We start from the raw sequence: 22212 nt of genomic DNA on the forward strand, positions 1-22212 counted from the left end.
TATATCAAATTTTAAACGATAAATTTTTGACTATATACCGAATTTGGATTTATCGCCCTCATAGTTGTGAAAGCGTTCCATACACTGCCTTATAATCTCTTTTGCCTCGCCGGCATCTCCAAAATCTCCGGTATCTACTTTCTTTCTTTCAAGATCTTTATAAACCTTAAAGAAGTGTTCTATTTCCTTAAGCATATGACCGTTAAGCTCTTTGAGGTCGTTAAGCCTGTTCCAGATAGGATCGGAAACGGGAACACATATTATTTTCTCATCAGGTCCCTTTTCATCTGCCATATGGAAAACCCCAATGGGTTTCACCTCCATTACAATACCCGGGAAGGTTGGTTCAGAAACCAGAACAAGCACATCCAGCGGGTCTTCATCCAGCGCGAGTGTATTTGGAATAAAACCATAATCTGCAGGATACATCATCGAAGAGAAGATCATCCTGTCGTAACGAACTTTCTTTAGTTTAAAATCGTATTCGTATTTATTTCTACTCCCTTTAGGGATCTCGATCAATACATCAAAAGTCTCAGACATTTTTCTTTATTTACAACATTAATTTAAGGGCTGCAAAGATAGTGAATTCCAGTCTTTAAATTCCTTAACTAAAAGTGAAATCCAAAATCTGCGGTGATAGCAAAGGATCTGGCATCGGGATTCTGAAAATAATTCCCTCTGAAATGTGCTTCGATCTGAAGAATTTTGAAGATGTTCCCAATCCCGAAACTGTATTCATAATAAGGATCCTTATCGGGAGCACGCAATGTTAAACCAGAAGCATCCAGCATTTTACTTTCTTCGGAAATCTCTCCCCACACCATACTAATCCCTACCAGTTCCCTCAGATTCAACTCTCTGAGCAATGGAATTCTTGAAAGAAGTCTTCCGTTGAAATTATGATCAAAATGTGCCGAAGCATACGAATCGGTCACAAATTCATAAAAATCCAGTGTTGGAAAACTATTGTATATAGCAAAGTAGGTTTGGTTTCCCGGCACCACACTTAAAAGTCCGAGCGGCACTGGATCAAAGGTCTTTCCTGCTTCAATGCTAAAATTAGATCGGCCTAAACCTCCGATAAGTAAAGGCTGATTATAGAAGAACTGTAGTTTCTTATAATCAAAATCACTATTAAAAACATCTTTCACCCCCAGACTGTAGTTCAGGAAGAAAGTGGGAAAGTCCTCCTCATTCACAACATTCGGTTCTACCCCATAGCCTGAAACTATTCTCCCTGGAGTATAAGTCAGAATAGTAGATAATTCGGTCTGGTGGATCTCTGAGTGAACAATGGTCCTGTCTTCATTTACATAATAATCCAGACTGAATTCAGGAGAAGCAGGTCTTATTTCCCTGTAATTCGCGCCCACCCGAAGACTAAAATTCTTCACCGGTTCAATGGAAAGGGAAAAAGTACTCAGATTAATAGAACTCAGTTTATCATTATCACCCACATTGATAAGTGAGGAAGAGGCCAGACTCCGGCCCAACACATCGGTAGAATTCGTAAGGCTGGCACCAAGTTGTTCAACATCCCTCCTGTTCCCTCCTGCAAGGATGAGTCTTGATTTTGGATCTAAGAGAACTTTGCCTGAAATTCCATATTTGAACTTATTGTCTCTAAATCCATAGGCACCATAGGCCTGGATTCTCCAGGGATCATTCTGACCAAAATAGGTTCTTCCTCCAAACCTTACACGCATACCTTCTACTTCATTGAATCCAAAAGTGGAGTAAACCGGACCATAATCCCATCCATCAAATTCCACATAACCAGACTCTGCTATGGTTGCAATATCATAAAGTCTCCTGAAAGCCCTGGTTTTAGTAAGACTGTCCAGCATTACATAGATGCCTTTCTCATCTTTATTAAGTTCTTCGAGACGGTTGGCTTCCCAGAACTCATCACTTCGATCATATACCTGAGGCTGGGGATCATATACCTGAGACTGATAAAAAGGTTCCGGTTTCTCCTTATTGAATTCATATTCATTAAGAAGCAGCGTCCTTTTGGCGTAAACTCCCTTTGAGCCTTTCTTTTTGGTTAGACCAAAATCGGCCATAAAGAAATCACGGGTGATGATGAATACGGAATCATTCAAAACTTCATAATCCTGTTCTATATACACCTGTTTCACCCAGTTGATATTGGCATCCCTGGAGGTTTCAAGGTTTATATTCTTTACCGCCCAGGTCGTATCGTTCACCCAGAAATTGCCTCTGAATGTAAGTTCGTTTTCCCGGCGCGGATAATAGATAATATTATAACACCATTTGTTATCTACAAAGGCGCTATCTGAAAGTATGTAATTATAGGTATCAATCCCCGTGGTAGAAATGGGACTCACAAAGCTTTTATCGAAGAATTTTATGTAGTTTTTATAAATATCATAATCGTCATAAATATCTTTGACGGCATTGATCAGGTTACGGTTCTGGCTGAAACCCGAATTCTTGTTTCCCAGCAAAACTTCTTTTTTCTTTCCCATTTCATTATCGCCATAGACCCAGGAAACCGATTCGTTGATAAACATTGGCAGGTAGGTCTTGCCGGTTACGTTATTTGTATCGGCATAATCAAAGATGAATTCCATTCCGTTGAAGAGCCGGTTATTAATAACCGTACTGTCTATGGTATTAAGATCGAATTCAAGTTTTTCATATTCCTTATATGAATATTGATCGAAGGCTTTCACTCCATTTTTCCTTCGGTTTTTCCAGACTTTTTTCAGGATATCTACAGCGGGATTATTCTTTTTTGACGTCTTCCCTCTGTAGATCACAACCTCATCCAGACTTGAAGTTTCTTCTTCAAGGTTAATTTTCATATTGAGATTAACCGAAGATTCAAGTGGAACTCTGAGGGTTTTATACCCAAGAAAAGAAACCACTATTGCTTCATAATCCTTTTCAGACTGCAAATAAAACTCCCCAACTTCATCTGTAGTGGTCCCGGTTGATGAGTTTTCAAAGATCACATTAGCAAAAGGCACAGTATTTCCGGTATTATCGATAACACGGCCACTTACCTTGGTTTGAGCATGAACAAGGTTGAGACAAAAGATCAAAAGAAGAAATAAATAGAGGCCTTTGTTCATATTTGGATAAAAAAAAACTTCATCTAAAAGATGAAGTTTCAAATATAAGTCGATTAAGCTTATTTGTACATTACCTTTTTAACAGCTTTAACAACATCATCGCTGTTAGGCAACCATTGCTTCAGAAGAACCGGAGAATATGGTGCCGGTGTATCTGCTGTGTTCAATTTTACGATCGGTGCATCTAGATAATCAAATGCTTTTGACTGAACCTGATAAGTAATCTCAGTCGCCACATTCCCAAAAGGCCATGCCTCTTCAAGAATCACCAGACGATTGGTCTTTTTCACAGATTCTATTATAGCATCATGATCCATAGGACGAACAGTTCTAAGGTCGATGATCTCACAAGAAATATTCTCTTCTTCAGCTAATTGATCTGCTGCCTTGTATGCTTCTTTGATGATCTTTCCGAACGAGACGATGGTAACATCATCACCTTCTCTTTTAATATCAGCTTTTCCAATTTCGATCACATATTCATCTTCAGGAACCTCACCTTTATCTCCATACATCTGCTCGCTTTCCATAAAAATTACCGGATCGTCATCACGAATTGCGGCTTTAAGAAGTCCTTTAGCATCATATGGATTAGAAGGCACGATAACTTTTAATCCCGGGGTATTGGCAAACCAGCTTTCAAAAGCCTGTGAGTGGGTTGCCCCTAACTGCCCGGCAGAACCTGTTGGACCACGAAATACAATAGGAATATTGAACTGACCTCCACTCATCTGCCTCATCTTTGCAGCATTATTGATGATCTGATCTATCCCTACCAGAGAAAAATTGAAGGTCATGAATTCAATGATTGGCCTGTTACCGTTCATTGCTGAACCTACACCTATTCCGGAGAAACCAAGTTCAGAGATAGGTGTATCTATAACGCGTTCCGGACCGAATTCGTCTAACATCCCTTTAGAAGCCTTATAGGCACCGTTATACTCGGCTACCTCTTCTCCCATTAAATAGATGCTTTCATCACGACGCATTTCTTCGCTCATCGCTTCGGCAACGGCTTCTCTAAATTGAATTGTCCTCATTATATAATATCTTATTTTTTATTCCTGCAAGGCAAAAATAGTAATTCAATAAGGTAAATACCATATTTGCCGATTAAAATTTTCCCAACTGCCAACTAAGGAAAGTACTCACGCCGTCTAAAGCAGTGCCATGGCTTTTTATGTCTATTATTCCCATGCATATTTGAAGAGGAAATCGATTAAAGATCACCAGGAACATAATTTCTTTTTTTAAGTAAATTTTATTATGCATGCATAGCATTTTTTGACTAAAATTACTTACCTTCGTCTGCGAAATCGTTTTATTAAAAAAAGAACTTTATATATGAAAATCTTAGTATGTATTAGTCATGTGCCTGACACTACATCAAAAATCAATTTCACAGAGGGAGATACCAAATTTGACACTAATGGTGTCCAGTTTGTAATCAACCCTAATGATGAGTTTGGTCTTACACGGGCTATGTGGTTCAAGGAAAAACAAGGCGCAAGTGTAGATGTGGTAAATGTTGGTGGAGCTGAAACCGAGCCTACCCTTAGAAAGGCCCTGGCCATTGGTGCCGATAGTGCTATTCGCGTAAATAGGCAGGCCACAGATGGTTTCGAGGTCGCAAAAGAACTTGCAAAGGTGGTGAAAGATGGGGAATACGACCTGGTTATAGCCGGCAGGGAATCTATCGATTATAACGGCGGTATGGTTCCGGGAATGCTTGCACAGCTAACAAATGCTAATTTTGTAAATAACTGTATAAGCCTTGAAGTGGAAGGTGACAAGGCAACGGCCGTTCGTGAAATCGATGGCGGTAAAGAAACCCTTACTGCTTCCCTTCCGCTGGTAATTGGCGGACAAAAAGGCCTTGTGGAAGAGAGCGACCTTCGTATTCCAAATATGAGAGGGATCATGCAGGCGCGTAAAAAGCCATTGAACGTGGTAGAGCCATCTGAAACTTCTGCCAGAACCGAAGTCGTGAAATTTGAAAAACCTGCTCCTAAAGGAGAGGTTAAACTGGTTGATCCTGAAAATCTTGACGAATTGATAGACCTGCTTCATAATGAAGCCAAGGCAATCTAATAAGATTCAGCAGATCAAAAAGAATTTCAAAATTTAAAATCAGAAGAAAATGTCAGTTTTAGTATATATAGAATCAGAACAAGGAAAGTTCAAAAAAGCCTCTTATGAAGTAGCTTCCTATGCAAAGGAAGTTGCGGGAATGATGGACACCAGTGTTACTGCAATAACTTTCAATGCGGAAGACACAGGAGAATTAGGAACTTACGGAGTAGACAAAGTGCTTAAAGTGAGCAATGAAAAGCTTTCAAATTTTAATGCTGAAGCTTATGCAGATGCCATTAAGCAGGCAGCCAAAAAAGAGGGAAGCAAAGTTGTGGTATTAAGCCAAAGTGCCGACAGCAAATATCTGGCACCCCTTTTGGCAGTTCACCTGGAAGCAGGTTACGCTTCAAATGCAGTAGCTCTGCCTGAAAGCACAGAACCTTTTACTGTAAAAAGAAATTCATTTACCAATAAAGCCTTTAATTTCACAAAGATCACTACAGATGTGAAGATTGTGGGATTGGCCAAGAATTCCTTCGGACTTAAAGAGGCCGGTGGAGATGCGACGGCTGAAGAATTTAGTCCGAATCTTACAGATGAGGACTTCTCAGTAAATGTGGAATCTGTTGACAAAGCCACTAACAAGGTGACCATTGCAGATGCTGAAATAGTGGTTTCTGGAGGTCGCGGACTTAAAGGTCCTGAGAACTGGGGAATGATAGAAGAAATGGCCGATATCCTTGGTGCCGCTACAGCCTGTTCCAAGCCTGTAAGTGATATGGGATGGAGACCTCACAGCGAACACGTAGGCCAGACGGGTAAACCGGTTGCCTCAAATCTTTATATTGCAATTGGTATTTCAGGAGCTATCCAGCACCTGGCAGGTATCAATGCAGCGAAAACAAAAGTTGTCATCAACAACGACCCGGAAGCCCCGTTTTTTAAGGCGGCAGACTACGGCGTGGTTGGAGATGCATTTGAGGTGGTACCGAAACTGAACGAAAAATTGAGGGAATTTAAAGAGAAAAACGCATAATTTTCATAAATTGTGCCCCATAAAAGGGCTGTCTAAATCTGGCGAATTGTCCTTATTTAGACAGCCTTTTTAACTTATTGTAGTATGAGTTTAGTGCGACTGAATATTAAAGGAATTTCTTATAGTCAAACACAAAACGGAGCTTACGCCCTAATACTTAACGAAGTAGGAGGCGAAAGAAAACTTCCGATTGTGATAGGCGCATTTGAAGCACAATCTATTGCCATTGCTCTGGAAAAAGAGATAAAACCACCTAGACCACTTACTCACGACCTGTTCAAGAACTTTTCAGACAGGTTTGAGATCGTGGTAAAACAGGTTATTATACATAAACTGGTAGATGGTGTTTTCTATTCCAGCCTTATTTGCGAAAGGGATGGGATTGAAGAGATCATAGATGCCAGAACCAGTGATGCCATTGCACTGGCCCTGAGATTCAATGCACCAATATTCACCTATAAAAATATTCTTGACAAGGCCGGTATCTACCTGAAGGCCGAGGAAAAGCAGCGAGAAGAAGAGGAGAAAGAAGAAGAAGATATTATTGAAGAAGAACTCCTGAAAGAAGAGATCGAAATGAAATCTGAAGACACCACAGATTATAAAAAGATGTCGCTCGAGGAATTAAAAGAGTTACTTTCGCAGGCTGTTAGTCAGGAAGATTATGAAAAAGCGGCCCGTATCAGGGACGAAATTTCTAAAAGAAAATAACCCGAAATGAACAAAATCTGGTGTTGCCTGCTTCTGATCGTATTTTCTATTACATCAGTCTTCTCCCAAACTATTTCAAAAAACTGGCAACTTGAACCTCAGACAGACAGTCTGAGTCAACAAACTGTTTTTGGCGATGCCAATGAGATCAATTTCAAGGAAGGAAGGTTTCATTTTTTAAAGGATTCCGCTAAGGATACCATCTCTTCGGGAGATTACCTTTACCAGAACAAACTGCTGGTATTATTCTATAATACTCCAAAGGACACCATACAAAACCTGCGTATCCACGAGCTTAGCGATTCCACCATGGCGATCGCCTCAAACAACACAATATTTAATCTGAAAGTAAAGGATCAAAGCGCTACGGAAGTAATACCGGCAAAAACTGCCAAGACATTGATCCCGAGCCAGGGAATAAGCACTTCAAGTATTTTACGAGGTGTTTTAGGCATGATGCTTTTGATTGTAATAGCTTTTCTTTTCAGTAGCAACCGTAAGGCAATCAACTGGAAAACTGTGGGATTGGGGCTGGCTGCCCAGTTACTGCTGGCCATCGGGGTCTTAAAGATCACTGTTGTTCAGAAAGTATTTGAATTTGTGGGAGGTATCTTTGTGCTCATCCTCGATTTTACTGCTGCCGGTAGTGAGTTCTTACTAGGTGGAATGATGGATGTGGATAGTTTTGGATTCATATTCCTTTTCCAGGTATTACCAACTATAATCTTCTTTTCAGCACTTACTTCAGTCCTGTTTTATATTGGAGTGATCCAGATCGTGGTAAAGGGAATGGCCTGGGTGCTGACCAAGTTATTAGGTATTTCAGGTCCTGAAAGTCTGAGTGTCGCAGGAAATATTTTCCTGGGACAAACCGAAGCTCCCCTTATGATCAAAGCTTACCTCGAAAGAATGACTAGGTCTGAAATCCTTCTGGTAATGGTGGGCGGAATGGCTACCGTTGCGGGAGGTGTTCTTGCTGCATATATCGGCTTCCTTGGGGGTGATGATCCCGAATTGAGATTACAGTTCGCAAAACACCTTTTGGCGGCTTCGGTAATGGCGGCCCCTGGAGCTATTGTTGTTTCAAAAATTTTATATCCGCAGCAGAAGGATGTAAATACAGATGTTGAAGTTTCTTCAGAAAAAATAGGATCGAACATTCTTGATGCCATAGCCAACGGAACCACAGAGGGTTTAAAGCTTGCCGCAAATGTTGCTGCAATGCTTCTTGTATTCATAGCCTTCATCGCTATGATCAATTATATCCTTGGCTGGATAGGAGGCTGGACAACCTTAAATTCCTTAATGGCTGAACATACTCCCTACGCTCAATTCTCCCTGGAATCTATTCTTGGACTCATTTTCGCTCCTTTAATGTGGGTGATAGGAGTGGCAAAAGAAGATATGATGCTAATGGGACAATTATTAGGGATAAAACTCGCGGCAAGTGAATTTGTTGGATATGTACAGCTGGCAGATTTGAAGAACCCCGCGAATGCCTTAAGCCTTTCCTATGAAAAATCGGTGATCATGGCAACCTATATGCTTTGCGGATTTGCCAATTTTGCTTCCATAGGAATCCAGATCGGTGGAATTGGTTCGCTAGCACCCGGCCAGAGAAAGACACTTTCTGAGTTTGGAATGAAGGCACTTATCGGTGGTACCCTGGCTTCATTACTATCTGCTACTATCGCAGGGATGATCATAGGATAAACTCAATTTCAGCTTAAGTTTTTAGAAAACTTTCTAATTTGATTTTCTTTAAGGGAGCAGATAAACTTTAAATTGCTCTTAGCTCTTTTCATTAAAATTGAATGAAGAGCAAGAATTTATTCCCTTAAGAAATGAATGAAAACAGTAAAAATTCGGCATATCGTGGTGAGGACGCTCAGTGGCCGTACCAGATCCCACTCAGAGGCTGGATAGATATCGGCAAACGTGTATGGCATGAAATGAAGGCCGATCATGTTCAAATTGTTTCTGCAGGGGTTGGTTTTTATTTCTTCCTGGCCATTTTCCCTACCATCGTTGCCGCAATTTCAATCTATAGCCTGGTAATAGAGCCTTCCCAGATCGAAGAACAGATCTCCAGACTAAACCTTCTTTTACCGGAAAGGGCATTCGGAATGATATCCGACTTTCTTCATCCTGTTATTCAACAATCTAGAAAAGAGATTGGCTGGGGGCTGGTTGTGAGTATTCTGGTAAGTATCTGGAGTGCAAATAAGGGCACCAATGCCCTGTTCCAGGGAATTAATATCGCATACGACGAAATAGAAACACGGAATATCTTCAAAAAGAACCTTATCACCCTTCTTTTTACCTTATGCGGGCTAGTACTCGGCCTGATAAGTTTACTTATTGTGATCTTCTTCCCGCTATTAATCGATAAGCTGGGACTTCCACAGCTAATGGAAAAAACCCTAACCTGGCTTCGCTGGGTCATTCTTGGTTTAATCCTGATTTCCTCTCTAAGTATGGTCTACAAGATCGCCCCTAATAGGAGAAATCCCAGATTCAGATGGGTGAGCGGCGGAGCAATTCTGGGAACCATACTATGGCTTGCAGGTTCCATGCTGTTTTCCTGGTACGTAAGTAATTTTGGCAGCTATGATGATCTTTACGGAAGTTTTGCTGCTGTGGCCATTTTAATGCTCTGGTTATTTCTTACCGCTTTTATCGTACTGATGGGAGCCGAGATTAATTCTGAAATGGAACACCAGACCAGACACGATACAACCATCGGAGAACATAGACCAATGGGAGAGCGCAGAGCCTATCATGCAGACAGATGTGCGGTTAAAGAAGATTCTGAGAATTAAACTTTTCGTTAATACAAAGTTGATAACTATTCCCTATTCCATTCAAATTGAGCCTTCATATTTTTCATGTTTTATTATTTTTATTGGAATTTAATTTTTGATTTTTTCATAGCAAAAAAGGCCTTCCAATGAAACAATATCACGATTTACTGAAGCATGTACTGGAGAATGGAGCACAGAAAGGAGACCGAACCGGCACCGGAACAAAAAGTGTCTTCGGCTACCAGATGCGGTTCGACCTGAGCGAAGGTTTTCCCATGGTAACCACCAAAAAACTGCATTTAAAATCTATTATATACGAATTGCTCTGGTTTCTGAAGGGAGATACGAATATTGAATATCTAAAGGAAAACGGAGTTCGTATCTGGAACGAGTGGGCCGATGAGAATGGAGACCTGGGTCCTGTATATGGCCATCAGTGGAGAAACTGGAACAGCGAAGGTATAGACCAGATAAAAGAAGTTGTGGAAACGCTAAAGAACAACCCGAATAGCCGCAGAATGTTGGTCTCTGCATGGAACCCTTCGGTATTACCGGATACTTCGGTCTCATTTTCAGAGAATGTGGCCAATGGCAAGGCCGCTCTTCCCCCCTGCCATGCCTTTTTCCAGTTCTATGTGGCCGATGGTAAATTATCATGCCAGCTGTACCAGCGAAGCGCTGATATCTTCCTGGGAGTACCTTTCAATATTGCATCTTATGCCCTTCTTACCATGATGATGGCACAGGTTTGCGGTTACCAGCCCGGAGATTTTATCCACAGCTTTGGTGATGCCCACATTTACAGCAACCATATGGAACAGGTGAAACTCCAGTTAAGCAGGCAGCCAAAACCGCTTCCTACAATGAAAATCAACCCCAAAATAAAAGATATTTTTGGATTTAAGTTTGAAGATTTTATTTTAGAGGATTATGATCCGTATCCAGGTATCAAAGCCAGGGTTGCGGTATAGTTTAACCTTTAAAAATTTTCAAAGATTATGAAGAAGTTATTAGTTATCACATGCTTTTTACTTGCCGGTATGGGCTTTGCCAATGCACAACAAACCTCTCCGGTTTGGCCTGGATGTGAGGATGCCGACGATGTAAAAAAGTGTTTTAACCAGAAACTTTCAAAGCACGTACAGCAAAATTATGTCTATCCAAAAAATGAAGCAGGCGAATATGTTCGCGGAAAAGTGACAATTTCATTCCAAATAGACGAGAATGGAAAGGTTGTTGTTAATTCCGTGGAAGGAGCGAAGCCGAAAGTGAATCAGGCAGCCAAAGAAATGATCCTGAAAATCCCTGAAATGGAACCAGGTACGTTGAATGGTGAGCCAGACGCAAGGAATTTTACGGTTCCGTTCAATTTTTAAACCATAAGAAAATTGTTATGAAAAAGTTTTTGATTATTGCCTTAATGCTTGCCGGCATCACGGGATTTTCACAGGAAGACGTAGAAGTCAAAGGAAATACCGTAACCATTAAAGAAACAGCTCCTGTATGGCCGGGATGTGAAGACAGTGACGATAAAAAAGCCTGTTTTAATAAGATGCTTATGCAGCATATTAAGGAGAACTACAAATATCCAAAGAACGATAAAGGTGAATATATTAGAGGAAAAGCTACTGTATCCCTGGAAGTTACTGAAAAAGGAAATGTAGTGGTTACCAAGGTCGAGGGCGATAATCCAAAAGTGAATGCAGCGGCAAAAAAGATGATCATGGCAATCCCAAAAATGACCCCAGGTCATGCCGGGGGTAAACCACGTTCTATCAAATACACAATTCCGCTAACTTTTTAGGCATAAATACATTTAACTTGACCTTAACTACTGATTAGGAAGGTCATTTTTAAAAAATTGTAAATTTGAGTGATACCCAAAAGTATCACTCTTTTTTTATGCTTTCACAACAAAAATTAATTCAGCTTTTTAAAGAGACCAGAACCAATTCGGAACAGATATGTTCTTTTTTGGAAACCGAAGATTATGTAGTACAGCCTATAGTTGATGTCTCACCTCCAAAGTGGCATCTTGGCCATACCACCTGGTTCTTTGAGGAATTCGTCCTTAAGGAATATGCAGATTCACATAAGCTTTTTGACAATAACACGGCTTACGTCTTTAACAGTTACTATGAGAGTGTTGGAGACAAAGTAATTCGCACCAACCGGGGAAATCTTTCAAGGCCCACCGTAGCCTGGATCTATGACTTCAGAAAATACGTTACCAATGCCATGCTGGAGCTTATGAATTCAAAGGAGCTTGATGAAGAGACTCTGCGGGTTATAGAAATTGGCTGTCATCATGAAAAACAGCACCAGGAACTACTTTATACAGACATCAAATATATCCTGGGGAACAATCCGCTTTTTCCTGAATACAATGAACAATTCCAGGAGAACCCCATCCAGGATTTTGAAAGGCAATGGATAAAAATCGGTGAAGGAGTATATGAAATTGGTCATAAAACTGATGATTTCTGTTATGACAATGAGAAAGGAGTACATAAAACTTACCTGTGTGACTTCGAGATATCGAATAAACTGGTTACCAATGCCGAATTCATGGAATTCATCGAATCTGGCGGTTATGGAGACGTTCTGTTATGGCATGCCGAAGCCTGGGACTGGGTGAATGAGAACAATATAAGCTCCCCGTTTTACTGGCATAAAATAGATGGAGAATGGCACCAATATACATTGAGCGGGCTCATAAAGCTTATCCCCGATGCTCCTGTTACTCATATTTCATATTATGAAGCCTTTGCTTATGCACAATGGAAGGGAATGCGCCTGCCTACTGAACAGGAGTGGGAAACCGCCCAGCAGTATTTTGACTGGGGAAGCCGATGGGAATGGACTGAAAGTGCCTACTCCCCTTACCCCGATTATAAAAAACCTGAAGGAGCCCTTGGTGAATACAATGGGAAATTCATGGTAAACCAAAAGGTTTTACGAGGCGGTTCAGTGGCAACTTCTGTAAATCACACCAGGTATACCTATAGAAATTTCTTCCACCCGCAGCTAAGATGGCAGTTCACAGGCTTCAGGCTCGTAAAATAACTTCAATATCAAATGAAAAACCCACCAAAAACTATGTTTGAGTCGGCCTTCGCTGAGGACACCTATAAAGGGCTTACCAGTTATCCTAAATTCCTTTTATCTAAGTATATCTACGATGAAAAAGGAGATAAGCTTTTCCAGAAGATCATGCAAATGCCTGAATATTACCTCACCGCATGCGAGTTTGATATACTTAAGATGAATTCTTCGGCCATCGCCGATTACTTTAGCAGTGAAAAAGGATTCGACCTTATAGAACTAGGAGCGGGAGATGGTAAAAAGACCAAAATACTCCTTCAGGAACTGGTGAACAAAAATCTCAAATTCGATTATCTGCCGGTGGACATTAGTCAGCATGCTCTTGATGAACTGGAGCTATCTTTAAAAAAGGAAATTCCGGAAGTTAATGTAAACGTCCAGCAGGGCACATATTTCGAGACACTGGAGAAACTCTCGGAATATAACTCCCGTAAAAAAGTAATCCTGGTTTTAGGAAGTAATATTGGCAACCTTTTACATGAAAAAGCAGTAGACTTCCTGGCCAATATTGGAAAAGCCATGAGCAGGGAAGATATGCTTTTTATGGGTTTTGACCAGAAAAAACATCCACAGGCCATCCTTGATGCTTATAACGATCCTGCGGGAATTACCGAAGAGTTCAATAAGAACCTATTGGTAAGGATCAATAACGAATTGGAAGGAGACTTCGATCCTGAAAAGTTCCTCCACTGGGAATCCTATAATCCGGAAACGGGTACTGCCAGAAGTTTCCTTGTAAGTAAAATTCAGCAGAAGGTAACGATCAATAAACTGAGATTGGAAGTGAATTTTGATGCCTGGGAAAGCATTCATACCGAGATCTCCCAAAAATACGATGACTCAATCGTTAATTGGCTGGCCAGTGAAGCTGGGTTAAGTGTGGAGCATTCCTTTAGCGATAAGGATAACTGCTTCAAAAATTATATCTTTAGAAGAAAGTAACTTCTAAACCCAAATCATGAAAGCCATCTGGAATGATACGGTGATCGCCAAAAGCGACGATACCCGTATAGTCGAGAACAACCATTATTTCCCTATGAAAGATATCGAGGAAGCATATTTCACAGGGAGTGATCACAGCACACGCTGCGCCTGGAAAGGTAAAGCTTCTTATTTCCACATTGAAGTGGACGGCAAACTTAACCGAAATGCAGCATGGTACTACCCGCAAACCAGTTATGCTGCAAGACCTATAGAGAATTATGTGGCATTTTGTAATGGAGTAAAAGTCACCGAATAAAAAATCCGGCAACCTTTACTCTTTTTTGAGTATGATCGGCCCTTCTCCGATCATCCCCCTTAACTAAACCACTAAGACAGAATTTTCTGAGGCAGCATAATCATTCCACTGATATTTATCAGCTTCTGAGTCATTTACCCACTCACCGTCTACTATATATTTGAACTGATATTCTTTATCTACAGGAAGATTGAACTGGGCCTTAAAATTCCCATTCTTATATTTCTTTAGTGCAGACGAGCTCCATCCGTTAAAATCTCCGGCTACTTCAACTTTTTCTGCATATTTTGCTGGAACGCAAAAAGTGATTTTACACTCAGGCTTGGATTTAAGATATTGTTTTGTAATTGACATGGCATATTTTTTTTAGAAATTCTAAGTTCCAAATTAAAATAATCTTAGTTTATAAAACAATAAAAATCAGATAGTTATGCTCATTTTTTCGAATATCGAAACAAATAAGCCAATTATTGGAAGACTTTAAAATACGCAAACGTTATCAGGGCTTAAATTTTCAGATTTCAGCAATAAACAACCTGATTTTAAAACTGATAATCAAGCTTTTAATACCTTAAAAAGATGATCCAGATCTCCTTCGGAGTTAAAATAATGCATGCTTACCCTGATTCCATTTCCTCTTTGTGAAGTAATAATATCCTTTTCCCTCAACCTATTAAATAATTTATCATCGCCCTTAATATTAAAAATAGGGGCGAAATCATTTCGATTAGCGGTCCATTCTTCAAGCAGCCCTGCAGACAGGAATCTTTCCCTTGCAATATTTTTCAGGTGAATGATTTTGTTCTCGATGGCATCCATTCCTTTTTCTTTTATAAGATCTATTGCCACCTTCAGACTTCCAAAGTTAAGTGTATCGTAATGCCCGGGTTCGAATTTTCCAATAAAATTTCCTTCGTGAGCCTTATACTTCCCCTGCAGGGAACCAAACCCCAGATGTTTGGGAAAAATCTTTCCCTGGATAGATTCATTGAATAGCATAAAAGCATTTCCATAACCAGCATTCATCCATTTATAACAGCTGCTTATGGCAATATCTATTTTAGAACTATCAAAATGAAAATCTTCCGTACCAAAATACTGGGTCCCATCTGCAATGAGAATGAGATCAGGAAACTTTTCTTTCAGTTCCTTTAAAAAATCGATGCTTAACTTTACTCCATTTATATACTGAACTATGCTGAAGGCAAAGAAATCTGGTTTTCCTTTCTCCACCTGCCTAAGGATATTGTCTTCAAGATTCTCATCAATTTCGGCATATACTATCTCAAAGTCACGGGATTCCACCGCCCAGTTGATCGAAGGATAATCGTTCTTTAATAAAAGGAATCTTGACGGTTTATCTATACTCTCCAGTACAGAATTGAAGCCATATGAGAAATTGGGAACCAGCCCCACACGGTTAGGAGCACAATTAAAGAAATCTCCAACACTCTCCCGTACTCCGGTAAGAACCTCTCCCATCTTCTCCTTTAAAAGACTTGCCTTGATCAGGAAATCCAGGTCGTGTTCCTGACGAAACTCCCAAACTTTTTCAGGTAGAAGACCCGAAGCAGCCGTATTCAAATAGGTATACTGTTCAAGGACAGGAAAGCCTTTTCTTAAATTATCCATAAGCTTTAGGGAGTTCTTTTTATAAAATGTAAATTTGATATATACACTAATGTAATTGTTATTATGTTTTCTAAAAAGAAAAACACTTCTAAAATAGATTACGAACAACGCGAACTATACGAGAATGCAAGGAAAAGGACCAAAGAAAAAAAGAGGCTTTTCCAGCATTTTGTGATCTTCCTTATTGGAGCCGTTTTTCTAATCATACTCAATGTAGTAATAGGCTACAAAGAAGATTTTCAACCCCTGGGTTACAACTGGTTCGTATGGGCAGTACTCCTCTGGGCACTTATTTTGCTGGTACATTTTTTCAATGTTTTTATAGTTAACAGTTTTATGGGAAAGGACTGGGAAGCAAAGCAGGTAGACCGGCTGGTGAAGAAACAGAAAGAGAAAATCGCAAGTTTACAGGAAAAGGTTGAGAGAGAGGATCCGGCACCCATAAAAAAAGAACCTCAAAAACCAATAGATCCTTCAAAAAGAATTAAGCCGGACGATCCGGACACACCTATAAATAGTTAAATATTAAATGCTCACAATAATCGCTGCAGCGGCAGAGAACAATGCTTTGGGAAAGGATAACGACCTGGTCTGGCATCTTCCTGACGATTTTAAAAGATTTAAAAGGCTTACATCCGGTCATCATATCATAATGGGAAGAAAGACCTTCGAATCTTTTCCGAAATTACTTCCTGACCGCACACATGTCATCATCACGCGAAAAAAAGATTATAAGCCGCAAGGTACAATCGTAGTTCACTCTCTTGAAGAAGCCATAAGGGTTTCGAAACTGGATGAACAAGCTTTTATTATTGGCGGAGGGGAAATCTACAAAATGGCTATGAATACAGCCGATAAAATTGAACTGACCCGCGTTCATGGTGAATTTGATGCAGACACCTTCTTTCCTGAAGTTGATAAAAGCAAATGGGAACTCGTAAAAGAACAGTACCATGAAAAAGACGAAAGACATAAATATGCCTTTACTTATCTAACCTATGAACGGAAATAGAAGGGAAGAGTTCTTAAGACAAATAGCAGAAGAAAACGGAATAAATTATAAAAGTTCCTCTCCCTTAAGTGGGGGGGATATTAATGAGGTATACCTTTTAGAAGGCCAATCAGAGAAATTTGTTGTTAAAATTAACAGTGCTTATCGTTTCCCTGGAATGTTTGAAGCTGAAAAATCTGGGCTTGAAAAACTGGCAGAACCTAAGATAATTGACGTTCCCAAGGCGGTAGCAGTAGGCAAGGCCGGTGAAAGAGCCTATCTGATCCTTGAATATAAAAGTGAAGGCCGGAAAATTTCCAGTTTCTGGAAGAGCTTTGGAGAACAAATGGCTGCTTTACATAAAACCACTTCAGATAATTTCGGGCTGGAGAAGGATAATTTTATTGGAAGTCTTCCGCAGTATAATGACAAAAAAGCCAGGGCAGCGGAATTCTACATCAGCATGCGGCTTCATCCACAGATAAAAATGGCTGAAGAAAAAGGCTTTCAACTGAATGTCTCAGACAATTTTTATAAGACCTGTGAACAACTTATCCCATCAGAAAGACCTTCACTTATTCACGGTGATCTCTGGAACGGGAATTACCTGGTGAATTCAGATGGTCTCCCCTGTCTCATCGATCCTGCAGTTGCATTCGCTCCCCGGGAAATGGACCTTGGAATGATGAAATTATTTGGAGGTTTTGATGATCAACTATTCCAGATTTACAACGAAACTTTTCCTCTTGAACCCGGCTGGAAAAAAAGGATTCCGCTATGGCAACTATATTATTTACTGGTTCACCTCAACATTTTTGGCGCAGGTTACAGATCCCAGGTCACTTCGATTATTAAAAGCTTCAGCTGATTTTACAATTCTTAACACCGCTACTTCTTTTTTTAGGAGTTCCTTAGCGCAAAAGCCAGTCTTCCTAAAGTATATTAATAACAAATAAAATTGATTATGAGTACGAAAAATTTATATGACAAGGAAGCAAGAGAAAAGATCAAATCTTTGGTCGAGGATATCAAAACGGGAATTCTCGTGACAGATATGCTCTCTAAACCTTTAAGCGCGGTTCCCATGACCACCAAACAGGTGGATGATCATGGAGCCATATGGTTTTTGAGCCGAAGCGACAGCGAGCACAATAAGAATATCGAAAAAGATAAGGATGTGCAGTTGCTTTATAGCGATAATTCAGATATGGAATATGTAAGCATCTATGGCGAAGCATTCATAGAAACCAACCGGGAGGTGCTAGAAGAACTGTATTCCAAGATAGATGATGCGTGGTTTGAAGAAGGAAAGGACGATCCTAAATTATCGGGTATCAAGGTAAACCCAAAGGAAGCATATTACTGGGATACCAAATCGAATAAATATGTTACACTTTTCAAGATTGGTATGGCCGCTATGGGAAGTGATGATAAAGACATAGGAGAAAAAGGAAAATTAAATCTTTAAAGGCTGTATTTGTCGGAAAAGACCTCGTAGCGCCGCATTTGTTATGAGGTCTTTTTATTTATACCTATTTTTGCGACACTAAACCACATCTTATGAAAGCATATGTATTTCCGGGCCAGGGAGCCCAGTTTTCGGGAATGGGATTGGATCTGTATGAAAAGTCTCCGGAAGCAAAGGAACTTTTTCACCAGGCGAACGATATTCTCGGATTTTCCATCACAGATATAATGTTCCAGGGATCTGCTGAAGACCTTAAAGAAACCAAGGTCACCCAACCGGCTGTATTTCTGCATTCAGTGATTTTAAGTAAAGTTCTTGGTGATAATTTTAAACCAGATATGGTTGCAGGGCATTCGCTGGGTGAATTTTCGGCACTTGTTGCTAACAGAGTTCTTAGTTTTGAGGATGGTTTAAAACTCGTATCCCAACGAGCCCAGGCAATGCAGAAAGCCTGTGAAATCAAGCCTTCCACCATGGCCGCAGTACTTGGACTTGAAGATGAAATGGTAGAATCGGTTTGTGCAGAGACTGAAGGAATCGTCGTGGCAGCGAATTACAACTGTCCGGGACAGCTTGTTATCTCCGGCGATTATGATGCAGTTGAAAGAGCCTGCGAGAACCTGAAAGAAAGGGGAGCAAGAAGAGCAATGATTCTTCCGGTTGGAGGAGCCTTTCACTCTCCCCTGATGGAACCAGCCAGAAAAGATCTAGCTGCTGCTATCGAGAATACAAACTTCAGTGACCCTATCTGCCCGGTTTATCAGAATGTAAGCACATTCGCGGTGAACGATCCGGAAGAGATCAAGAAAAACCTGGTTTTTCAGCTTACAGCACCTGTTAAGTGGACACAGTCTGTGCAGAATATGATCAAAGATGGTGCAACCGAATTCATTGAAGTTGGCCCCGGAAAGGTGCTACAGGGACTTGTAAAGAAAATAGACAGAGGAATGGAAACTTCTTCAGCTGAATTAGAATAAGAAAAGACAAACCTCAAAATTAAAAAAGCCCGGTCTAATGATCGGGCTTTTTAACTTTATAATTTTATTCCAGATGATCTGATAGCTATTGGAATTGTTTGAGTTTCTATACCGGAAGAATGTTTATTTCTTCAAAATTCCTCTTTTTAGAATTTGTCCAAATTCATACATATCCTCAAAAGAACAATAAAATGGTGCCGGCGCCAGTCTGATTACGTTAGGTTCACGCCAGTCGGTAATCACCCCATTATCCATCAGGTATTTAAATAGTTCCCTCCCCTCTCCGTGAAGGAAAACTGATAGCTGTGTGGCTCTCTCTTCCTGTCTTTGCGGAGTAATAATCTCAAAATTACTTTCTACCTCCTTATCGATCTCATGCAAGATAAATTCAAGATAGGCTACTATCTTATCTCTTTTCTCGATCAAAGCAGGCATTCCAACCTCATCGAACATTTCCAGGGAGGCCAGATAAGGAGCCAGGGCCAAAACCGGGGCATTGCTTATCTGCCAGGCATTCGCAGAAGGTTCAGGTTGGAATTCAGGTTCCATCAGGAAACGTCTTTCCTTTTTATGCCCCCACCATCCCTCAAACCGGGGAATATCTTTTTTATTATGATACTTCTTATTGATATAACATCCCGAAGCATTTCCCGGGCCTGAATTCATATACTTATAGCTACACCAGGCAGCGAAATCCACATCCCATTCACTTAACTTCAATTCAATATTTCCAGCGGCATGGGCCAGATCCCATCCTACAAAAGCACCAACATCATGGCCTGCCCTTGTAATCCTTTCCATATCGAAGACCTGCCCCGTATAATAATTCACACCCCCAATAAGTACCAGAGCACACTCCTCGCCAACCTCATGGATCTTTTCAAGAATATCCTCAGTTCTAAAGTTATGCTCACCTTCTCTTTTTTTGATCTCCACAATAGCATCGGAAGGATCAAAACCGTGGAAACGCACCTGACTGGCAATCATGTACTGATCGCTTGGAAAGGCTTTCTCTTCGCAAATAATTTTATACCTTTTTTCAGTAGGCCTGTAAAAGGAAACCATCAGCAGATGCAGGTTCACTGTAAGGGTATTCATCACGGTAACTTCTGAAGATTCCGCTCCTACTATCTTTGCCAGTTTTTCAGAAAAACGTTCATGATAATCCCACCAGGGTTTTTCAGCATAAAAATGGCCTTCCACCCCAAGTTCAGCCCAGTCTTTCATTACTGCATTCACATAATCCTGAGCCTTTTTAGGCTGAAGTCCCAATGAATTTCCAACGAAATAAATCACCTCCTTCCCATTCACTTTGGGAAAGATGAATTCATTTCGATATTTGGCAAGCTTATCCTTTTTGTCCAGATCCTTGGCAAATTCCCTGGAGTTCTGAAATTGCATATTTTTCAATTTTAGGTAAAAATACGATTTCGTTTTAAACAACATAATCAATGATCGCTGCATAAAATCATTAATTTTGTAAAAAATTGAACGCATGCATTTTTTACCGCAAGAAATTGATGAATATATAGTAGCGCATTCTCAAAAAGAGCCTGAACTTCTGGCCAAATTGAACCGTGAGACGTACCAAAAGGTGATGCAGCCCAGAATGCTGAGCGGACACTACCAGGGAAGAGTCCTAAGCATGCTTTCCAAGATCAAAATCCCGGAAAGCATCCTGGAAATTGGAACTTACACGGGATATTCAGCCTTGTGCCTTGCCGAAGGTCTGGCAAAGGGTGGAATGCTTCATACAATTGACGTAAACGAAGAACTTTATGACTTTCAGAAAAAATATTTTGAAAAGTCTGAATATTCAAACCAAATAAAACAATATCTGGGTGATGCCAGGGAAATAATCCCAGGCATAGATTCAAAATTTGACCTGGTATTCATCGATGCCGACAAACCCAATTATCCGATATATTTTGAATTGATCATTGAAAAAATGAATCCCGGAGGCATCATCTTATCAGACAATGTTCTATGGTCTGGCAAAGTAACTGAAGAGGTTAAGGAGGATGACGAATCCACACTGGCTTTATTAAAATACAATAAAATGATCTGCGAAGATCCAAGAGTGGAAACTGTTATTTTACCCATAAGAGATGGGCTGACCCTTACAAGAGTCAAATAAATAAATCAGTAAAGTCTTCTACCTGATTTCAGATACAGCTGGTAAAATATAATGGCCATAATTATTCCTACTATCATTCCAACCAGTATATCTCCGGGGTAATGTACACCAACATAAATACGGCTCATCACAAAGAGGAAAGGCCATATATAAGCAAGGTAAATCCACCGGGTTCGGTGAGTAAGTACCATTACCACAAAGGTGGTGGCTGCAAATGAAGTAGAGGCATGACCTGAGAAAAAACTATAATTGGTAGGTTCCTGCAGGATCCTTATAACATCAAGAAGTTCCGGGGTATTGTTAGGTCTTAGGCGCAGAGCGATCCCTTTAACCAGATTTGTAAACCCCCAGGTGGTAAAAACGGCTGCAAGTAAAAACAGTACAGAAAAACTTGCTTTTCTCCAGTGAAAGGCCAAAAAGAAAAAAAGGAAGAAAAGGAAATATAGGGGAATCCAATGGGTTGGGTTAGTAACAAAGATCCAGAAAGAATCATATCTTTCTATTCCCAGATTATTGAGATATACAAACAACTCCCTGTCCCATTGCTCAACTTGTTCCCACATTCCTTTAGAGATTAGGGGTTGCGCTTAACTGAACCGGTGATTTCTTCTATATCTTCTTTAACCTTGTCAATCTCTCCCCGAACATCCTTTGTAAAGTCGGTATCTATTCCCTGTTTCTCTGCACTTTTTTGGATTTCATTCTTAATATCGTTAGAGGCATTTCTAATGGCTTTCATGCCTTTTCCCAATCCTCTGGCAATATCGGGGATTTTATCAGCTCCAAAAACCATTACCAGGATAAACATGATAAAGGCAATTTCGGCTCCACTAATAAATAAAGGTAACGTATACATAGCACACAAATATAATTACAAATATCAGCATAAAAAAAGCCGACTCGTTAAAGTCGGCTTAATTAATTTTTAGTTAAG

At 40.2% G+C, this 22212-nt stretch carries 25 protein-coding genes; 17 read left to right on the plus strand and 8 right to left on the minus strand.

All coding sequences use genetic code 11. The features are described 5' to 3' along the window. Nucleotides 1-30: 30 nt before the first annotated feature. The 3 genes from LU635_RS11470 to LU635_RS11480 form a co-directional block, all read right to left on the minus strand. Nucleotides 31-543: an inorganic diphosphatase gene (locus tag LU635_RS11470; protein ID WP_240099324.1), complete on the minus strand. Its 513-nt coding sequence runs from the start codon at nucleotides 541-543 to the stop codon at nucleotides 31-33. Nucleotides 544-611: 68 nt separating this feature from the next. Then, complete coding sequence (locus tag LU635_RS11475) at nucleotides 612-3104, minus strand: DUF5686 and carboxypeptidase-like regulatory domain-containing protein (RefSeq protein WP_240099326.1); 2493 nt, start codon at nucleotides 3102-3104, stop codon at nucleotides 612-614. Nucleotides 3105-3163: 59 nt separating this feature from the next. Further along, nucleotides 3164-4144 (minus strand): pyruvate dehydrogenase complex E1 component subunit beta, encoded by a 981-nt coding sequence (locus LU635_RS11480; protein ID WP_240099328.1) that lies wholly within the window; start codon nucleotides 4142-4144, stop codon nucleotides 3164-3166. 304 nt (nucleotides 4145-4448) lie between these two features. Between LU635_RS11480 and LU635_RS11485 the strand changes: the two genes are divergently transcribed. The 11 genes from LU635_RS11485 (at nucleotide 4449) to LU635_RS11535 (ending at nucleotide 14073) form a co-directional block, all read left to right on the plus strand. Next, a complete protein-coding gene (locus LU635_RS11485) occupies nucleotides 4449-5195 on the plus strand; it encodes an electron transfer flavoprotein subunit beta/FixA family protein (protein WP_240099330.1) in 747 nt (248 codons plus the stop codon). A 49-nt stretch (nucleotides 5196-5244) separates the two neighbouring features. After that, nucleotides 5245-6213: an electron transfer flavoprotein subunit alpha/FixB family protein gene (locus LU635_RS11490; protein WP_240099332.1), complete on the plus strand. Its 969-nt coding sequence runs from the start codon at nucleotides 5245-5247 to the stop codon at nucleotides 6211-6213. 84 nt (nucleotides 6214-6297) lie between these two features. Continuing rightward, entirely contained in the window at nucleotides 6298-6924 is a 627-nt protein-coding gene (locus tag LU635_RS11495; RefSeq protein ID WP_240099334.1) for a bifunctional nuclease family protein, read from the plus strand. A gap of 6 nt (nucleotides 6925-6930) precedes the next feature. Then, entirely contained in the window at nucleotides 6931-8637 is a 1707-nt protein-coding gene (locus tag LU635_RS11500) for a NupC/NupG family nucleoside CNT transporter (protein WP_240099336.1), read from the plus strand. Nucleotides 8638-8768: 131 nt separating this feature from the next. Then, nucleotides 8769-9746 carry a YihY/virulence factor BrkB family protein gene (locus LU635_RS11505; protein WP_240099338.1) on the plus strand — a complete coding sequence of 326 codons (978 nt, stop codon included), beginning with the start codon at nucleotides 8769-8771 and terminating at the stop codon, nucleotides 9744-9746. 128 nt (nucleotides 9747-9874) lie between these two features. Then, nucleotides 9875-10699: a thymidylate synthase gene (locus tag LU635_RS11510; RefSeq protein ID WP_240099340.1), complete on the plus strand. Its 825-nt coding sequence runs from the start codon at nucleotides 9875-9877 to the stop codon at nucleotides 10697-10699. A gap of 27 nt (nucleotides 10700-10726) precedes the next feature. Further along, nucleotides 10727-11104 (plus strand): energy transducer TonB, encoded by a 378-nt coding sequence (locus LU635_RS11515; protein WP_240099343.1) that lies wholly within the window; start codon nucleotides 10727-10729, stop codon nucleotides 11102-11104. A gap of 17 nt (nucleotides 11105-11121) precedes the next feature. Further along, nucleotides 11122-11532: an energy transducer TonB gene (locus LU635_RS11520; protein ID WP_240099345.1), complete on the plus strand. Its 411-nt coding sequence runs from the start codon at nucleotides 11122-11124 to the stop codon at nucleotides 11530-11532. A gap of 98 nt (nucleotides 11533-11630) precedes the next feature. After that, nucleotides 11631-12794: an ergothioneine biosynthesis protein EgtB gene (gene egtB, locus LU635_RS11525; RefSeq protein WP_240099393.1), complete on the plus strand. Its 1164-nt coding sequence runs from the start codon at nucleotides 11631-11633 to the stop codon at nucleotides 12792-12794. Between the two features lie 12 nt (nucleotides 12795-12806). After that, nucleotides 12807-13775 carry an L-histidine N(alpha)-methyltransferase gene (locus tag LU635_RS11530; protein ID WP_240099347.1) on the plus strand — a complete coding sequence of 323 codons (969 nt, stop codon included), beginning with the start codon at nucleotides 12807-12809 and terminating at the stop codon, nucleotides 13773-13775. A gap of 16 nt (nucleotides 13776-13791) precedes the next feature. Continuing rightward, entirely contained in the window at nucleotides 13792-14073 is a 282-nt protein-coding gene (locus LU635_RS11535; protein WP_240099349.1) for a DUF427 domain-containing protein, read from the plus strand. Nucleotides 14074-14136: 63 nt separating this feature from the next. Here the strand turns inward: LU635_RS11535 and LU635_RS11540 are convergent, their stop codons facing one another. Both LU635_RS11540 and LU635_RS11545 read right to left on the minus strand, forming a co-directional pair. Further along, nucleotides 14137-14427 carry an isoamylase early set domain-containing protein gene (locus LU635_RS11540; RefSeq protein WP_240099352.1) on the minus strand — a complete coding sequence of 97 codons (291 nt, stop codon included), beginning with the start codon at nucleotides 14425-14427 and terminating at the stop codon, nucleotides 14137-14139. Between the two features lie 201 nt (nucleotides 14428-14628). Continuing rightward, entirely contained in the window at nucleotides 14629-15705 is a 1077-nt protein-coding gene (locus LU635_RS11545) for an aminotransferase class V-fold PLP-dependent enzyme (RefSeq protein WP_240099354.1), read from the minus strand. A 63-nt stretch (nucleotides 15706-15768) separates the two neighbouring features. Between LU635_RS11545 and LU635_RS11550 the strand changes: the two genes are divergently transcribed. From LU635_RS11550 to fabD, 5 genes are all read left to right on the plus strand, one after another. After that, nucleotides 15769-16227, plus strand: a complete 459-nt coding sequence (locus tag LU635_RS11550; protein WP_240099356.1) for a 2TM domain-containing protein — start codon at nucleotides 15769-15771, stop codon at nucleotides 16225-16227. Between the two features lie 7 nt (nucleotides 16228-16234). Further along, on the plus strand, nucleotides 16235-16717 hold the full coding sequence (locus LU635_RS11555) for a dihydrofolate reductase (protein WP_240099358.1): 483 nt from the start codon (nucleotides 16235-16237) through the stop codon (nucleotides 16715-16717). Next, entirely contained in the window at nucleotides 16704-17564 is an 861-nt protein-coding gene (locus tag LU635_RS11560) for a fructosamine kinase family protein (protein WP_240099360.1), read from the plus strand. Before LU635_RS11555 ends, LU635_RS11560 begins: the two co-directional genes overlap by 14 nt. A gap of 96 nt (nucleotides 17565-17660) precedes the next feature. Then, entirely contained in the window at nucleotides 17661-18164 is a 504-nt protein-coding gene (locus LU635_RS11565; protein ID WP_240099361.1) for a pyridoxamine 5'-phosphate oxidase family protein, read from the plus strand. Nucleotides 18165-18256: 92 nt separating this feature from the next. Next, nucleotides 18257-19141, plus strand: coding sequence for an ACP S-malonyltransferase (gene fabD / locus LU635_RS11570; RefSeq protein WP_240099363.1), 885 nt, complete (start codon nucleotides 18257-18259; stop codon nucleotides 19139-19141). Between the two features lie 123 nt (nucleotides 19142-19264). On the opposite strand, the gene kynU is transcribed toward fabD, so the two are convergent. Continuing rightward, complete coding sequence (kynU, locus tag LU635_RS11575) at nucleotides 19265-20542, minus strand: kynureninase (RefSeq protein WP_240099365.1); 1278 nt, start codon at nucleotides 20540-20542, stop codon at nucleotides 19265-19267. A 94-nt stretch (nucleotides 20543-20636) separates the two neighbouring features. Between kynU and LU635_RS11580 the strand changes: the two genes are divergently transcribed. After that, nucleotides 20637-21278 carry an O-methyltransferase gene (locus LU635_RS11580; RefSeq protein WP_240099367.1) on the plus strand — a complete coding sequence of 214 codons (642 nt, stop codon included), beginning with the start codon at nucleotides 20637-20639 and terminating at the stop codon, nucleotides 21276-21278. Nucleotides 21279-21283: 5 nt separating this feature from the next. On the opposite strand, the gene LU635_RS11585 is transcribed toward LU635_RS11580, so the two are convergent. Then, the gene (locus LU635_RS11585; protein WP_240099369.1) at nucleotides 21284-21841 is read right to left on the minus strand and encodes a phosphatase PAP2 family protein; all 558 of its coding nucleotides are present in this window, start codon (nucleotides 21839-21841) and stop codon (nucleotides 21284-21286) included. 11 nt (nucleotides 21842-21852) lie between these two features. Continuing rightward, the gene (locus LU635_RS11590; RefSeq protein ID WP_240099371.1) at nucleotides 21853-22134 is read right to left on the minus strand and encodes a Sec-independent protein translocase subunit TatA/TatB; all 282 of its coding nucleotides are present in this window, start codon (nucleotides 22132-22134) and stop codon (nucleotides 21853-21855) included. Nucleotides 22135-22212 lie beyond the last annotated feature (78 nt).

The sequence above is a fragment of the Christiangramia crocea genome, from assembly GCF_022410465.1.
Classification (GTDB): Bacteria; Bacteroidota; Bacteroidia; order Flavobacteriales; family Flavobacteriaceae; genus Christiangramia; species Christiangramia crocea.